At 41.9% G+C, this 15,748-nt stretch carries 14 protein-coding genes; 9 read left to right on the top strand and 5 right to left on the bottom strand.

Annotation, left to right across the window (positions count from 1 at the left end; translation table 11 throughout):
- Positions 1–72 precede the first annotated feature (72 nt).
- The 4 genes from hrpA (at position 73) to ACLHG7_RS11825 (ending at position 7,792) form a co-directional block, all read left to right on the top strand.
- Positions 73–3,963 (top strand): ATP-dependent RNA helicase HrpA, encoded by a 3,891-nt coding sequence (gene hrpA / locus ACLHG7_RS11840; RefSeq protein WP_410211256.1) that lies wholly within the window; start codon positions 73–75, stop codon positions 3,961–3,963.
- 74 nt (positions 3,964–4,037) lie between these two features.
- The gene (locus ACLHG7_RS11835) at positions 4,038–5,183 is read left to right on the top strand and encodes a beta-ketoacyl-ACP synthase III (protein ID WP_410211214.1); all 1,146 of its coding nucleotides are present in this window, start codon (positions 4,038–4,040) and stop codon (positions 5,181–5,183) included.
- Positions 5,184–5,437: 254 nt separating this feature from the next.
- Complete coding sequence (gene thrC / locus ACLHG7_RS11830; RefSeq protein ID WP_410211213.1) at positions 5,438–6,898, top strand: threonine synthase; 1,461 nt, start codon at positions 5,438–5,440, stop codon at positions 6,896–6,898.
- Positions 6,899–7,510: 612 nt separating this feature from the next.
- Complete coding sequence (locus ACLHG7_RS11825) at positions 7,511–7,792, top strand: hypothetical protein (protein WP_410211212.1); 282 nt, start codon at positions 7,511–7,513, stop codon at positions 7,790–7,792.
- Between the two features lie 159 nt (positions 7,793–7,951).
- Here the strand turns inward: ACLHG7_RS11825 and ACLHG7_RS11820 are convergent, their stop codons facing one another.
- The 3 genes from ACLHG7_RS11820 to ACLHG7_RS11810 all read right to left on the bottom strand — a co-directional run bounded on the left by ACLHG7_RS11820 (position 7,952) and on the right by ACLHG7_RS11810 (position 10,127).
- Complete coding sequence (locus ACLHG7_RS11820) at positions 7,952–8,653, bottom strand: aspartate/glutamate racemase family protein (protein ID WP_410211211.1); 702 nt, start codon at positions 8,651–8,653, stop codon at positions 7,952–7,954.
- A gap of 39 nt (positions 8,654–8,692) precedes the next feature.
- Positions 8,693–9,184 carry a GNAT family N-acetyltransferase gene (locus ACLHG7_RS11815; protein WP_410211210.1) on the bottom strand — a complete coding sequence of 164 codons (492 nt, stop codon included), beginning with the start codon at positions 9,182–9,184 and terminating at the stop codon, positions 8,693–8,695.
- A 67-nt stretch (positions 9,185–9,251) separates the two neighbouring features.
- Positions 9,252–10,127 carry an NAD(P)-dependent oxidoreductase gene (locus tag ACLHG7_RS11810; protein ID WP_410211209.1) on the bottom strand — a complete coding sequence of 292 codons (876 nt, stop codon included), beginning with the start codon at positions 10,125–10,127 and terminating at the stop codon, positions 9,252–9,254.
- Positions 10,128–10,613: 486 nt separating this feature from the next.
- Between ACLHG7_RS11810 and ACLHG7_RS11805 the strand changes: the two genes are divergently transcribed.
- The 5 genes from ACLHG7_RS11805 to upp all read left to right on the top strand — a co-directional run bounded on the left by ACLHG7_RS11805 (position 10,614) and on the right by upp (position 14,780).
- The gene (locus ACLHG7_RS11805) at positions 10,614–11,396 is read left to right on the top strand and encodes an ABC transporter substrate-binding protein (RefSeq protein WP_410211208.1); all 783 of its coding nucleotides are present in this window, start codon (positions 10,614–10,616) and stop codon (positions 11,394–11,396) included.
- A gap of 67 nt (positions 11,397–11,463) precedes the next feature.
- Entirely contained in the window at positions 11,464–12,252 is a 789-nt protein-coding gene (locus ACLHG7_RS11800; protein ID WP_410211207.1) for an amino acid ABC transporter permease, read from the top strand.
- Complete coding sequence (locus ACLHG7_RS11795; protein WP_410211206.1) at positions 12,249–12,986, top strand: amino acid ABC transporter ATP-binding protein; 738 nt, start codon at positions 12,249–12,251, stop codon at positions 12,984–12,986. Before ACLHG7_RS11800 ends, ACLHG7_RS11795 begins: the two co-directional genes overlap by 4 nt.
- A gap of 187 nt (positions 12,987–13,173) precedes the next feature.
- Positions 13,174–14,082, top strand: a complete 909-nt coding sequence (locus ACLHG7_RS11790; protein WP_410211205.1) for a DMT family transporter — start codon at positions 13,174–13,176, stop codon at positions 14,080–14,082.
- Positions 14,083–14,138: 56 nt separating this feature from the next.
- Positions 14,139–14,780 (top strand): uracil phosphoribosyltransferase, encoded by a 642-nt coding sequence (gene upp, locus ACLHG7_RS11785; RefSeq protein ID WP_410211204.1) that lies wholly within the window; start codon positions 14,139–14,141, stop codon positions 14,778–14,780.
- On the opposite strand, the gene ACLHG7_RS11780 is transcribed toward upp, so the two are convergent.
- Together ACLHG7_RS11780 and efp are read right to left on the bottom strand one after the other, a co-directional pair.
- Positions 14,773–15,075: a helix-hairpin-helix domain-containing protein gene (locus ACLHG7_RS11780; RefSeq protein WP_410211203.1), complete on the bottom strand. Its 303-nt coding sequence runs from the start codon at positions 15,073–15,075 to the stop codon at positions 14,773–14,775. The two genes, upp and ACLHG7_RS11780, sit on opposite strands and share 8 nt — an antisense overlap.
- A gap of 97 nt (positions 15,076–15,172) precedes the next feature.
- Positions 15,173–15,739: an elongation factor P gene (gene efp, locus ACLHG7_RS11775; protein ID WP_410211202.1), complete on the bottom strand. Its 567-nt coding sequence runs from the start codon at positions 15,737–15,739 to the stop codon at positions 15,173–15,175.
- Positions 15,740–15,748 lie beyond the last annotated feature (9 nt).

The raw sequence follows: 15,748 nt of genomic DNA, 5'->3' as shown, positions 1-15,748 counted from the left end.
ATAACGCAACCCCCGACAAACTCATTCGAGACATCTACTACGCCAGATTTTTCTGCAATCCGTCACCTACCCATGGCTCGTGATCGTCATCGTTTATCGATGCTATTACGAGGAAAGCATCATGATGCAGCACGCCATGCTGAATTATTAAAAAAATCAAATGCCGAAGTCTTAGCACGCTATAGCCGCTTACCTAAAATCGCCTTAAACCCAGATTTACCTGTGAGCCAATCCGGTGATGAACTGATTGAAGCCATTCAAAAAAATCAGGTCATTATTGTTGCCGGTGAGACCGGATCTGGAAAAACGACGCAGCTCCCTAAACTCGCATTATTAGCAGGGCGAGGATTAACGGGTCTGATTGGGCACACTCAACCCAGACGCCTAGCAGCACGAAGTGTCTCGCAGCGCATTGCTGAAGAGCTAGGTGAGCCCCTAGGTAAATCTGTCGGATTTAAAGTTCGCTTTAATGAAACCGGTGATAACGATGCCTTTATTCGTCTGATGACCGATGGGATTTTATTGGCAGAGCTGGCGCATGATCGTTTTTTAACCAAATACGATACACTGATTATTGATGAAGCTCATGAACGTAGCTTAAATATCGATTTCATCTTAGGTTACGTGCGCAAGATTCTGCCTAAACGCCCAGACCTGAAAGTGATTATTACCTCAGCAACATTGGATGTGAATCGCTTTAGTCGTTATTTTAATGATGCACCGATCTTTTCTGTAGAAGGGCGCAGTTTTCCTGTTGAACTGCGTTATCGCCCAATTTCAGAGCTTGCGGTGGGTGGCAGCGATGATGATGCATTTGATGATTTTGAAGAAAATCTTCCCCGAGCCGTTGTTGCCGCTGTAGAAGAGTGTTATCAAGATGCCACGACCAAAGGCAATCCTCAGCAAGCTGACATTCTTATCTTTGCCAGTACTGAATCTGAAATTCGTGAGTTGCAAGAGGCGCTTACGCGTTATGGGCCAAAGCATACCGAGATATTGCCGTTATTCGCTCGTTTAGCCTTAAGTGAACAGCAAAGAATTTTTAATCCATCCGGCAAAGGACGGCGCATTATTATTGCCACCAACGTCGCTGAAACAGCTTTGACGGTTCCTAATATTCGCTATGTCATTGACTCGGGCTTTGCGCGAATTTCGCGTTATTCCTATCGCTCTCGCGTACAACGCCTACCCATTGAGGCGATTAGTCAGGCAGCGGCAAATCAGCGTAAAGGCCGCTGTGGTCGTATCGCAGCAGGGGTTTGCATCCGATTGTATAGTGAGGCTGACTTTCTTGGACGTCCTGAATTTACAGAACCCGAGATTAGACGAACCAATTTAGCCTCCGTTATTCTACAAATGGCAAATTTGGGTCTAGGTACATTTGATGAGTTTGAGTTTATCGAGCCACCAGACTACCGCCTGGTCAATGATGGGACCAAGTTACTGGTTGAACTTGGCGCGCTGAATGAAGGTGAGACGACACTGACCACCATTGGCCAACAGATGGCCAGGATGCCGATTGACCCACGTTTATCTCGTATGATTTTGGCAGGCTCACATTTCGGAGTCTTGCATGACACGTTAATCGTAGTAAGTGCACTATCCGTGCAAGACCCGCGTGAAAGACCCGCAGATAAACAAACTCAAGCGGATCAGAAGCATGCTCTATTTAAAGAAAAAGACTCGGACTTCTTGTTCTATACTAAACTTTGGAAAGTGCTGGCTGAGCAAAAAAGAGAGTTGACTGAGAATCAACGCCGTAACTTTGCAAAGCAACATTATTTAAGTTGGCTGCGTATTCGAGAGTGGAAGCAAACACATAAGCAACTTCTTGAACTGGCAGAGCAGCTCAAGCTTTCATTCAATGAGACAGTCACTACAAATAAGCTGATTGATCAACAGGTCAAAGCTAAAGTGGTTGAAGCTCCAGATGAAGATGGATATGTACGCCCAGCAAACTATGAAAATCTGCACCGCGCATTGCTCACGGGTTTGCTGTCTTTTGTTGCCCAAAAAACGGACCAAAAAAATGAATATATGGCAGTACGCCAGCAAAAGACGCGTATTTTCCCTGCCAGTACTTTAAATCGTGCCAATGCAGCATGGGTCATGTCTTTTGAAATTGTAGAAACTAGCCAAGTATTTATGCGCACACTGGCTAAAATTGAGCCGGAATGGATTATTTCAGCAGCACGTGGATTGCTTAAGTATCACTATTTTGAACCTCATTGGGCAAAAAAACCGGGTCTCGTCAATGCTTATGCCCAGATTTCATTATTTGGTTTGATTATTCAAGCCAGACAACTGATTAATTACGAAAAAATTAATCAAACAGAATCGCATGAAATATTTCTGCGTGATGGTCTAGTTACAGGCGAGTTAGGAATTACGCCGCCATTCTTAAAGCACAATTTAAAAATGCTTGAAGATGTACAGCGCGTTGAAGATAAGCTACGGCGTCGTGATTTGTTGGTTGATGAAGAAGCGCTGTTTGAGTTCTATCAAGCAAAAGTACCTGCAACGATCGCTAGTCGTCGCGCTTTTGAAGATTGGCGTGGTGAAGTCGAGAAAACCAATCCTAAATTCTTATGTTTAACAGAAGCTGATATTTTAGCGGGCTCTGTTCCTGATACCAATGATTTCCCTGAAAAATGGCAGGTCGGTAAGCTTACACTGCCTACACGTTATATTTTTGATCCTGCTGGCGATGATGATGGCGCCATTGTCATGATTCCCGTTCAAGCATTGCCACAGTTAAATGCGAATGCCTTGTCATGGGGTATCCAAGGTTGGCGTTTGGAGCTAGTAGAAGCCTTACTCAAGTCATTGCCGAAAGAGCAGCGACGTAAGCTTGTTCCTATTCCAGATACCGTAGATGAAATCTATGATCGACTTGATATGGATTCTGGTCAAAGCATTACCGCTGAAATAGTCCGCGTACTAAACATGCAGGACATCAAGCAAAGTAGTTTTGATGTCTCAAACATACCTCTGTACTTACGTCCCTTGATTGAAGTCATTAATGAACGTAAACATGTGGTTGCAAAAGGTCGAGACTTACTGGAATTGCAAGCTAAATGTAAGTCGCTGACCACATCACCTCTACATCAGAATAGTGATCAAACCGAAAAAAATGGTTTAATCACCACGTTCCCTGAGCGTTTCCATTTTGAAAGTAATCGGACAATCTCAGGCCTACAAGTGAGTCAATTTCAAGCATTGGTTGTCGATGAAAAAACTGACCAAATTAAAATTCAGATATTCACCGATGAAAAAGCGGCAAGAGAAGCTCATCGACGCGGCGTACTCCACTTATTGTCTTTACAAGTTGTTGAACAGGCCAAGCAACTAAAAAAACAACTACCAAAAGCCTTAATCTTAACGTTTGCGCCACTTGGCAATCAGGCTCAACTTGAGAATATGCTGATTCGCGCCACGCTAGATGTGACATTTGCTGAACTACCACTGACAAGTGGAGAATTCTCAGTAATGATCATTAAGGATAAAGCAAAATTCTTATCTGTTGGACAGCAGGTCCTTAAAGAATTGACTGAAATTTTTGTCGAATGGCAGGCGATACGTCGCAAAATGATGACACTCGATCAAACGATCTTTGGCATTAATATGGATGATATAGAAGATCAATTGGATGCACTGCATTTGAATGATTTTGTGTATCGTATCGATAATGAACACTGGCGACAGTATCCACGTTATTTAAAAGCACTTGCCATGCGTATAGAACGCCTTCCAAACAGCTTGAGCAAAGATACTGATGGCGTTAAAACATTGCGTCCACTCATGGCAAGAATACAGGATCGTGATAGTGAAACAAAATTGGCAGAATATCGCTGGTTACTGGAAGAGCTACGAATTTCATTATTTGCTCAACCTATGAAAACGAGAACGCCTGTGTCACCTACAAGACTGGACAAACTCTGGCAAGCAGTTGAAACTAGCTGATCTCTTTTTTTTTGAAATAGTTTTTTACAAAAACATTAAGTTTATCTTTTAAATGGTTTGATGACGAGGTTGATATGAGTATTCGCATTACAGGTACAGGATTGTACATACCACCATTTTCGATTAGTAATGAAGAGCTTGCTACAAGTCTAAATACACATGTTGAACTTTATAATGCTGAGCATGCTGCGGAAATTGCAGCAGGAACAGTAGCAGCAAAACTTAGTACCTCCGCTGAATTTATTGAAAAAGCATCAGGTGTTAAAGCACGTTATGTCATGAATAAAGAAGGGGTATTAGATCCTCATCGCCTCGCACCAATCATCCCAGAACGTCCAGATGATGAAATTTCTATTCAAGCTGAAATTGCAGTTATCGCTGCAAATGAGGCGCTGAAAGCGGCAAATTTAACTGCAAATGACATCGATATGGTCTTGGTGGCTTGTTCAAATATGCAGCGGGCTTATCCTGCGATTGCCATTGAAGTCCAAGGCGCATTAGGAATGACCCATGGATTTGGATTTGATATGAACGTTGCATGTAGTGCAGCAACGTTTGGTTTAGAGCAAGCAGCGAATGCAATTAAAGCGGGTTCAGCTAAGCGTGTGTTGATGGTCAACCCGGAAATCACCTCAGGACACAATAACTTTAGTACACGTGATAGTCATTTCATCTTTGGCGATGTTTGTACAGCGGTTATCGTCGAAGAAACTGACTCTAAACCAGGTTTTGAAATCATCAGTACCAAACTCTTGACCCAGTTTTCTAATGCCATTCGCAATAACTTTGGATTCCTCAATCGCGGCGATGAATCTGGTATAGGTCAACCGGATAAATTATTTCGTCAGGATGGTCGCCGGGTATTCCGTGAAGTTTCTCCACTTGTAGCACAGATGATTACTGACCATGTCGCAGCCAATGGCCTTAATGTGCATCAAGTACGTCGTTTCTGGTTACATCAGGCTAACGGCACTATGAATAAATTTATTCTAAAAATGATCCTTGGCAAAGAGTCCGCGGCCGAAGCCACTGAAGATATTGAGCATGGTGCGGATCTCGCCCCGATTATTCTCGATGAGTTTGCCAACACCAGCTCTGCTGGTTCAATCATTGCTTTCCATAGAAATTCTCAAGATTTTGCGGTAGGGGAAGTCGGTGTGATCTGTTCGTTTGGTGCTGGCTATTCAATCGGCTCAGTCATCGTCAGAAAAGTGAACTAACCCTATCTTTTGGGGTTAGAGATTGATATGTCGTCACCCATTACCATTACTCTCGATGGTCAATATGTACGTCTTGAGCCATTAACACTGGCTCATGCAGAAGCGTTATTGAGCATCGGGCAACAGCATGAAGATTGACAGTAAAACCTTCCTAGAGTCGAGTGCAGGGCGATTAGCTACAGATTTTACTCGACTAAAGGCGCTGGAATAGCCGATAATCTGCGGTCAATAACAGCCACTATTCCATATCTCTTATGCAATACGTTTCAACTCGCGGCTATACCGCAGCTCAAAATTTTTCTGAAATCCTTTTAGGTGGTTTGGCGCCAGACGGCGGTCTCTACTTGCCTGAAGTCTACCCACAAGTCAGCCATGATGAGCTAAATGCTTGGCGCGGGCTCTCTTATGCTGATCTTGCTTTTGAAGTACTCAAGAAATTTATTACTGATATTCCTGAAGATGACATTAAAGCTTTAGTGACTAAGACCTATACGGCTGAAGTGTATAAAAATGCTCGCGCTGGTGAGAATGCATCTGAAATCACACCACTTCGCGTACTTGAGGACCAATCAGGCCGTAAACTGATTATACAAGCCCTGTCGAATGGCCCTACCTTGGCATTCAAAGACATGGCTATGCAGTTACTCGGTAATTTGTTTGAGTACACGCTCAGTAAACAACATGAAGAATTGAACATTCTTGGAGCGACATCGGGCGATACCGGCAGCGCAGCAGAATATGCAATGCGTGGCAAAAAAGGTGTCCGTGTATTCATGTTATCCCCTCATAAAAAAATGAGTGCTTTTCAAACAGCGCAAATGTTTAGTTTATTGGATGACAATATTTTCAACATTGCGGTCGAAGGCGTGTTTGATGATTGCCAAGACATGGTTAAAGCCGTATCAAATGATTTAACCTATAAAGCAAAGCAAAAAATCGGGACGGTCAACTCGATAAACTGGGCACGGGTCATTGCTCAAGTTATTTATTATTTCCGGGGTTATTTACGAGCAACAACCCAAAATACTGAAAAAGTATCATTCACAGTCCCTTCGGGTAATTTTGGCAATATCTGTGCAGGTCATATTGCGCGCATGATGGGGCTGCCGATCGCAAAGCTTGTTGTCGCAACCAATGAAAATGATGTGCTTGATGAGTTCTTCCGAACGGGTATCTACCGCGTACGAAAGTCAGCGGAAACTTGGCATACATCAAGCCCCTCCATGGACATCTCAAAAGCATCAAATTTTGAACGCTTTATCTACGATCTACTTGATCGCGATGCTGTGCGAGTTGCCGCACTTTTCCGTAAAGTAGAGACGGAAGGCGGCTTCGATCTATCAGGCCAGACAGGTAGTGATGGGGATGAATTCAAGAAAGTTGCGGCATTTGGTTTCCAATCAGGTAAATCTACACATAGCGATCGTTTGAATACGATCCGTCAAGTTGAGCAGAATTACGGTATTACAATTGATACGCATACTGCAGATGGCATCAAAGTTGCGCTTGAGCACCTCGAGCAAGACGTACCGATGATCGTCCTTGAAACTGCTCTTGCAGCGAAATTTAACGAGACAATCCAAGAAGCATTAGGTCGCGATGCTGAGCGCCCTGCTGGGTTTGAAAATATTGAAGCATTGCCGCAACGCGTCAAAGTCATGACATCAAATGTTGATGATATGAAAGCGTTTATAGCTCAACATACAGGGCTATAAAACCTCACAAGTTGGCGTGGAAATTTCATAAGAAATATTCACGCCAACTTTCTTCAATGCCGTAATCAAGAGAGCATCTATAATTTCTCATTCATCTTAAACAAAGATTTTATAAGGATAATTAAAATAATAATAAATGACGACTCGACGCACCACATATTAAATAAATATTAACTTAAACAAATAGATGATTCATATTTAACATTTATTATTCTTTTGTTGCAAAGAATATATTTTACACATTAAATTTTTCCAAATGTTCAACAAAAAGAAGATGTTGTAAGTTAACACATCATCTTACGTAAGCATTTATACCTTATGACCCGTAGTGTTTGTCCGAAAAAGTGAATTGATCATTTGGTACACCACAAATCATTGAATAATAAATACATTATATTTTTATCTAAAAATATCAGTTTTATAAAATGTATATTATGTCTCAATAAAGCATTATTTCGATATTGAATATTCTATGGATAAAGCGTACTGTTGGCTCATTGTCATCATCCCTGTGATGACAATGAAACGTTGAAATTGCAACAATGTAGTAATTGTGTTTAGTAATGATAATCCTGTTTTTCCATATAAGTTTAATTAATAATGGTGAATGAAATGTCCACACTTCGCGAACTTAATGTACAAGAAATCGATCAAGTATCAGGTGGTCTTTTGGGAATTAAACTACCTGTCGTTTATCCAGTTAGCCTAAATGTCGTTAAACAAGTCGATATCGGAGTCAACGCGCTTGCGGTAGCCGGTTTGACTGCAATTAATGCAATCGGAGCTAATACCAAATCTACAGCATTGACCAATCCACTGGCATCGGGTGTTGGAGCACTTTATCTAGGGGGTGCAGGTTTACTACTGCAACTCCAGCATCTTCTCATCGACTAGTGTTTAAATAAATTTAGAAAGTCATTAAAAAAAAAGGTACGCAAAGCGTGCCTTTTTTCATGGTCGATCATAATTAAAAGCTTTTATCGCTTAAACTTATCACTCACATTAAAAAAAGATTATGGGCAGCTTTATGCGTTGGCTAAAAGTATTGATGAATTAATACGACTCAGATAAGGCCCATTTCGCAGCATATTTTGCATGCAGTGCAGTTGTATCAAAAAGTGGTACAAAACAATCATCCTGATGTACAAGCATTGAGATTTCGGTGCAGCCTAAAATAATTGCTTCAGCGCCATTATCTATTAATCGCTGTATGATCCTAAGATATTCCGTACGTGACGAATCTAGAGTTTTCCCTAAACACAGTTCTTGGTAAATCACTTGATGGACTGTTTCACGATCAGTTTCATTGGGAGTCACAATACTTATATCGTGCTCAATCTCAAATTTTTTCCGATAAAAATCCTGTTCCATTGTGAAGCGCGTGCCGAGTAGTCCCACGGTTTTAAAATTGGATTTTTTAATAGCCTCCGCAGTGACATCTACGACATGAAGTAGGGGGATATTCACGACTCTTTCAATTGCAGGCGCAACTTTGTGCATGGTATTGGTACAAAGCACGATACTTTCAGCACCCGCACTTTGAAGTAATAAAGCAACTTCTGCAAGTTGCCGACCAGCTTCTAACCAATTTCCCGTGTGCTGAAGCTCTACAATAGGCTGTAAATCAACACTATAAAGAATGACTTTTGCTGAATGTAAACCACCTAAATGATCTTTAATAGTTTGATTGATCATTCGATAGTGAGGCATGGTGGACTCCCAACTCATGCCACCGATTAAACCAATTGTTCTCAAGTTAAAACTCCTAAATAGGACTATACCTGATCATAAACTCTAGATATGCCGCTCCATCACAATCGCCTGACCTGTATATTGGGAAAGGAATTTACGATAAATTTCTTGAAAACCTTGTCTTTGCCAGAAGGAAAATGCAAGTTGATTGGTTTCAATTACCGCTAAACGAAGCACAGTACAGCCCCAAGATTTAGAAATTTGAATTGCATGCTGCACGCCTTCCTTTCCAAAACCTTGTCTCTGGTGGTTCTTAGAGAAAAACAACAGACCCAGATAGGCAATATGTGTTTCTGGATATCCCCTAATCAGGTCGATGCATCCAACCAACTGTTGGTCTATATAAAATCCCATACATAGCCTATCTTCGATGCCTTTTAGTGGGGGAAGTTCAGTCAGCGTAAGATAGGCATCATTGTATTTAGGTGGCCGATCTTCAATGATACGAAAGTAGTCAGACGCTTGCTCAAACAATAGAAAAAGCGCATCAATGTCCTGTGGATTTGATGCGCTTAACTGACGCAGACTTAACATTTGAGATGGCTCGTTCAATCGATTTTCTCAAGTATGTATGCTGATGAATAATCGTGAATGTGTGGACTTAAACTTCTAAGACTTGTCCTGTCCAGCTTTCTAACAACTTCACCACAGCAGAAAAGTCACTGTCTTCTGGCAGACTATTGCTCGCAGCACGGTATAGGCTTTGAGTCAGTGCAAGTAAAGGAGAGGGGAGTTTTGCACTGTGCGCCAGATCAATCGCAATGCCCGTATCTTTTGCGAGTAGATTCAATGCAAACGTCAATGGAAACTCACGATTTAATACACGTTGAGGAAATGTATTTTCTGATGCCAAGCTACGACCACTTGAAGCATTAATACAAGTGAGCGCATTTTCAAGATTGACACCATGAGCTTTTAGGGCGCTAAACCCTTCTGCAACAGACCAAAGATTAACGGCCAATAACATGTTATTGACAGCCTTAACCGCAAAACCTGCGCCGCTCCCCCCAACATGTTCAATCAATCCAGCAAAAGGCTCAATTGCAGAGCGTGCACGTTCAAGTGCAACCGCATCACCACCCACCATCACTGTCAAAATCCCTTTTTCAGCACCAATAGTTTGACCAGAAACAGGCGCATCTAAGAAGTGAACGTTATTTTCTGCAAGCTTTGCAGAAAGACGCTGAGCGGAAGTCGGTTCACCACTGGTACAATCAATCCAGATGCTTCCTGCTTTAGGTGGAGAGGCAGCAATTAATGCTTCGACTTCTGCACTGGTCGATAAACATGAAAAAATGACATCGGCCTGAACGGCATTCTCGATTGAGCTGGCCTGTGTGCCGAACTGTACGGCATGGGCTTCGGCTTTGCTAAATGTACGATTCCAAACCCGTACATCCGAAAATGCTTTCGGTAGATGAGCAGCCATACGCCAGCCCATAGCACCAAGTCCAAGAAATGCGATTGATTGAGTCATTTTTCAGGTTCCTCCGTCGATATTACGTTGTAAAATATGCCTATAGATTAAATGTCTATGTCGATTTAGACGGTAGTTATTTTTTTTTTGACATCTTTTAATTTTACCATTTAGAAAATAAATTAACCACATCTATAAAAGAGACCTTACAATCGCACCCTTTGCAAAATATGTAAGAAGCTTCAGAAGATTAGTCATAACTTTAAATTCGCTTAATGCACTGATTCAAAGCATATTATTACAGTCATGACGGATTGCGAAGGTTCGCAGATGACGTCATTCGTATCAAAAGTGATACTGCGCTATCGATGATATTTTATTATCATTACAAAGATATAAGATCACCCGATGATGAACATGTAGATCAGTTTTGGTATATATATTGCTGAACATTGCTGAGCGTCGAAAATATAATGATTCGGCACGATGAGAAATAATGATATCCATGATTGATAGATTGCAATGATTGACAAGCAGGAAATGAGTATGAAAGCTAAAAATATCGTATCTTTAAGTATAACAGGCATTTTGGCAGGGCTTGCATTGCTGCCGTTGCAAAGGGTTGATGCGCGCTCACTGTCTGCCATAGAAAAAGATCATAAAATCATCATTGCGACGGAAGGGCAGTTTACCCCCTTTAATTACTTCCAAGCAGGTAAACTCACAGGTTTTGAAATCGACATTGCCAATGCGGTTGCTCAAAAAATGGGGCTATCTGTTGAGTGGAAAAGTGTGGGTTTTGATGCGCTCATAGCTGGCCTACAACAAGATCGCTGGGATCTGGTTATTGCATCGCATGGAATTACTGAATCACGCGCTAAAGTCGTCACGTTTACAACGCCCCATTATTGTACCGGTGGGGTCATTGTGTCCAAAGACCCTGCAATACGTAGTGTGGCAAACCTTGCAGGAAAAAATGTGGTTGTTCAAGTCGGGACATCTTATCTCGAAAATCTCAAAAAAGTTCCAAATATTAAAGATATCAAAACCTTCCCTAAAGATACTGATGCTCAAGCTGCTGTGACCATGGGACGTGCTGATGCATGGGTTTCGGACAAGTTTTTGGCTAAAGCTGCGATCGCAGCGAATCCCGCATCTGGACTTAAAATTGGTGATTTTGTTTTTGTTGAAAAAGTAGGCGCTCTTGTATCCAAAGGAAATATTCCATTAGCAGAAGCTTATAACAAAGCCTTTAACCAGATCCTTGCAGATGGCACCTATGCGGCTATTTCTAATAAATATTTTAAAGAAGATATTCGTTGTAAATAGAATTTGACATCACGGACATTGGGTTCTTGTTGTATTGTTCATGATATTTAAGTAGTTGAGAAAATTAGTGTCATTAAAATTTTTAAACTGGCCTGCCAGTTGGGGCCGACAGAGCAAAAGTTCGGCGACGATTGCTATTGCCATCGCCATTTTACTGCTATTCCTTTGGTTGCTTGCGATTCCTCTGGCACACATCCCATCACCCATCGGTGAAAACGCTCAAGAGTTTGCTAAAGCCACACGTATAACCGTTGAGTTGGCGATTATTGCAGGGGTAATCGGCGTAGTGTTGGGAGTGATCGCTGCATTAGGTAAATTGTCCCGTTTTCGTTTTATTCGCTTAATTTCAGGATTTTATATTTGGGTTATCCGTGGCACACCGCTTTTGGTCCAGATTTTATTTGTGTATCTAGCATTGCCTATTTTTATACCGTCGCTCCAGTTTTCTGACTTCACGTCTGCTGCGATCGCTTTAGCGTTGAATGCAGGGGCCTATAATGCCGAAGCAATTCGTTCTGGCCTACTTGCTGTACCTAAGGGGCAAGTCGAAGCGGCACAGTCTTTAGGGTTATCTGCTTGGCATACGGCTACTGACATCGTTTTTCCACAAGCATTCAAAGTGGCATTACCGCCACTAGTCAATAATTTTATTGCGTTGCTCAAAGACACCTCTTTAGCCTATGCCATCGGTGTAGTGGAACTCACTAATGTCGGCAACCGGATTCAAGCCGAGACCTTCCAGCCCATTCCAACATTGATGACGACCGCAGTCATTTACTTATTGTTGACGACTATCCTGACGCAAATTTCAAATGCAGTTGAACGTCGATTTGATGTCGAGGGACGACAATCATGATTAAGCCATTAATTACCATTGACCACGTTAATAAATATTTTGGTAGTGCTCATGTATTGCAAAATATCAGTACGCATTTTAATGCTGGCGAAGTTGCCGTCATTATAGGTGCATCCGGATCAGGAAAAAGTACGCTATTACGTATGCTAAATCGTATGGAACGCCATGATAGCGGTACGATCATTATCAACGACATCGAAGTTGACGACGATTTACGTCACTTAAGTGCTTTGCGCGCTGAAGTTGGCATGGTTTTCCAACAGTTCAATTTATTCCCCCATATGACCGTGCTTGAAAACATTACGCTTGCACCAAGACGAGTTCGTAAATTATCCAAAGAGCAAGCCAATATCGAAGCATTACAGCTCCTTGAACGAGTAGGGATGCTGGATCATGCCTCAAAATATCCCTTTGCATTGTCTGGTGGACAACAGCAACGTGTCGCAATCGCCCGTGCGCTCGCCATGAAGCCAGAAGTACTGCTGTTTGATGAACCTACATCTGCACTTGATCCAGAAATGGTTAAAGAAGTTCTGGACGTCATGAAGGAACTGGCAAAATCAGGCATGACGATGATTGTTGTTACTCATGAAATGGGCTTTGCACGAGAAGTCGGTGACCGGATTTTATTTTTTGACCAAGGCTGTATCGCGCAAGATGCTTCGCCAGAGCAGTTTTTTTCTGCACAAGAGAATCCTCGTATTCGCACATTTCTAGGTCAAATAAATCATTGATTTAGTCTGGGGTTATTCATTAAATAAAATTATACCAATGAGTCAAATATTGGTATAATTTAACCTCAAATTAAACTTTAAATGAACTAAGGCCTAGTCTTGGCCCAAATGATTTTAAAGTCTTTTTCTTGCTTACTTTTCTTATAAATTACGTTGCCCTCATATGAGTCGTTTACAGGCAAATTTATTGCTTCTGGTGGTTTCTTTAATCTGGGGAACCACCTTTGTTGTGCAAAAAAATCTTGAGGGGGTTGGTATAATCACCTTCACAGGTTTACGTTTTGTGCTGGGCACACTCGCGATTTCACCTCTGGTATACCGCGAATATAAAAAACGACAACAAACCATTCGACTCATCCCACAGACAAATATTTATCTTTATAAAAAAAATGATTTTGTTCAATTGGCGATGCTAGGTGTTTTTCTATTTGTTGCTGCACTCTTGCAGCAAGTTGGTATTGCCAGTACGAGCGTAACAAATGCCGGTTTCCTCACAGGCTTCTATGTTCCTATGGTGCCCTTATTATCCTGGTTGATTCTGCGTCAGCGACCCCACTGGTCTGTATGGCCCTTGTCAATTGGCTGCGTGATCGGCATAGGTCTACTTTCAGGTATTGACTCACTCACTTTTGGCTCTGGAGACAGCTGGGTTTTAGCAAGTTGTCCGTTTTGGGCACTACAGATCGTATTTGTTGGACGCATCGCTGAGCGACTTAACTCTCCTTTTCTCGTTGCATTTTCACAGTTCTTTGTTGCCGGTGTTTTAGGACTCGTTTGGGGGTTAATAAAGGAACCATTTTCTCTTGCGGGCATGGAACAAGCATCCACCGCAATTCTCTATGCGGGCTTAATATCGGTTGGTATTGCCTATACAGGGCAGGTGATTGCACAGCGTTATACTCAAGCAGCAGACGCGGCAATTGTAATGTCTTCTGAAACGTTATTTGCTTCCTTTTTTGGCTTTTTATTGCTTGGCGAAGTTTTGGACTTTGAGGGCATATTAGGTTGTATTTTAATTTTACTGTGTATTGTTTTAATACAGTTATTGCCATTATTTTCGAATCGAAGATTACCGTCAAATGTGGTTGATGGCTAATATCTTTTAGCCGGATTTCAAGATAACTTACCTATAAATTTTGGAGTTTTTAGATTATGTCTACTCACGAAATTCGTCATCCGCTGATTCGTCATAAATTAGGTTTAATGCGCCGCGCAGATATCAGCACCAAGAACTTTCGTGAGCTTGCGCAAGAAGTGACTATGCTCTTGACCTATGAAGCGACTAAAGACCTCGTGCTTGAAGACCAAGAGATTGCAGGATGGGCAGGTCCAGTGACTGTTCAGAGAATTGCAGGCAAGAAAATAACTGTAGTGCCGATTCTAAGGGCAGGAATCGGGATGCTTGATGGCGTTTTAAACCTGATCCCCAGTGCAAAAGTAAGTGTGCTCGGGTTGGAGCGGGATGAGGAAACACTAAAAGCCCGAACCTATTATTCGAAAATGGTTCCTGATATCGCCAATCGCTTAGGTCTGATTATCGATCCTATGCTTGCGACAGGAAGCTCACTCGTTGCGGCAATTGATGTACTAAAAGCATGTGGTTGTAAAGATATTCGCGTCATGGTTCTGGTCGCAGCACCAGAAGGGATTAAACGCGTAGCTGATGCTCATCCCGATGTTGAGATTTATACCGCTTCAGTTGACCTAGGGCTCAATGAGCACGGCTATATCGTGCCTGGATTAGGGGATGCCGGCGATAAGATTTTTGGTAGTATCCAAAAGATTATTATTTAATTTTAGTGCTTGAACTAACGCTCTGTTTTCTCTCAGCCGTATACGTCCACCATGGCTTTGCTTCCTCGCCATTCATGAAGCGAGTAATTGAAATAAAGGTATCAATCATACACGGGTCATGCCTAACTCCTGTTTTTAAGCAAAGCAATTCATATAAAGCATAGGGATCCACACCGACCAGTTGCTGAGGTTTGGAAATTCCGAGCAACTGTAGATCTGCCGCACAAGCCTTCCCAATGTTAGGAAGATCCGTCAGTTGAGTGAGAAGATTTCGATCCACTTTGCTAGGATGCATAATCGGTCCTATAACTCATGTCATAAAAAAAGAGAGCCTAAGCTCTCTTTTTAACATGCAGACATTTTGTTTTCAAAGCATCACTTAGAAAACAAAATTAGCCTTTAGCGCGTGCGCGGAATGAACCATCGCGTGAGTCAATTTCGATGCGCTCGCCGATTTCGATGAATGACGCAACTTGCAACTCATAACCTGATTTTAATTTTGCAATTTTGGTGACTTTACCTGAAGTATCACCTTTAGCTGCAGGCTCGGTGTATTCAACTTCACGTACGATGATCGTTGGCAATTCTACAGAGATTGCTTTACCTTCATACATGGTAACTTCACAAACATCAGTCATGCCATCTTCGATGAAGTTCTTGGTATCGCCTAAGTTCTCTTCTTCAACTTCATACTGATTGAATTCGTCGTCCATGAAAATGTACATTGGATCAGCGAAATAAGAGTAAGTCACATCACGTGTTTCAAGAATGATTTGATCAAACTTTTCATCAGCTTTGTATACAGACTCTTGAGCTTGTTCATTCAACAAGTTCTTCATTTTCATTTTGACAACGGCTGAGTTACGGCCTGATTTGTTGAATTCGGTTTTCAAAACAACCATAGGGTTGCCGTTGACCATAATTACGTTGCCAGATTTGACTTCTTGTGCGGTTTTCATGTGGGGTGA

The sequence above is a fragment of the Aquirhabdus sp. genome, assembly GCF_046462495.1.
Lineage (GTDB): Bacteria > Pseudomonadota > Gammaproteobacteria > Pseudomonadales > Moraxellaceae > Aquirhabdus.
This window is presented reverse-complemented; position numbering and strand designations above follow the sequence as displayed.

What these genes read in the sequence shown, in the direction of transcription:
- ACLHG7_RS11815 (WP_410211210.1), bottom strand. Translation starts at nt 9,184, where the DNA reads ATGTTAAGTCTGCGTCAGTTAAGCGCATCAAATCCACAGGACATTGAT.
- upp (WP_410211204.1), top strand. Translation starts at nt 14,139, where the DNA reads ATGTCTACTCACGAAATTCGTCATCCGCTGATTCGTCATAAATTAGGT.
- efp (WP_410211202.1), bottom strand. Translation starts at nt 15,739, where the DNA reads ATGAAAACCGCACAAGAAGTCAAATCTGGCAACGTAATTATGGTCAAC.
- thrC (WP_410211213.1), top strand. Translation starts at nt 5,438, where the DNA reads ATGCAATACGTTTCAACTCGCGGCTATACCGCAGCTCAAAATTTTTCT.
- ACLHG7_RS11835 (WP_410211214.1), top strand. Translation starts at nt 4,038, where the DNA reads ATGAGTATTCGCATTACAGGTACAGGATTGTACATACCACCATTTTCG.
- ACLHG7_RS11805 (WP_410211208.1), top strand. Translation starts at nt 10,614, where the DNA reads ATGAAAGCTAAAAATATCGTATCTTTAAGTATAACAGGCATTTTGGCA.
- hrpA (WP_410211256.1), top strand. Translation starts at nt 73, where the DNA reads ATGGCTCGTGATCGTCATCGTTTATCGATGCTATTACGAGGAAAGCAT.
- ACLHG7_RS11810 (WP_410211209.1), bottom strand. Translation starts at nt 10,127, where the DNA reads ATGACTCAATCAATCGCATTTCTTGGACTTGGTGCTATGGGCTGGCGT.
- ACLHG7_RS11825 (WP_410211212.1), top strand. Translation starts at nt 7,511, where the DNA reads ATGTCCACACTTCGCGAACTTAATGTACAAGAAATCGATCAAGTATCA.
- ACLHG7_RS11795 (WP_410211206.1), top strand. Translation starts at nt 12,249, where the DNA reads ATGATTAAGCCATTAATTACCATTGACCACGTTAATAAATATTTTGGT.
- ACLHG7_RS11780 (WP_410211203.1), bottom strand. Translation starts at nt 15,075, where the DNA reads ATGCATCCTAGCAAAGTGGATCGAAATCTTCTCACTCAACTGACGGAT.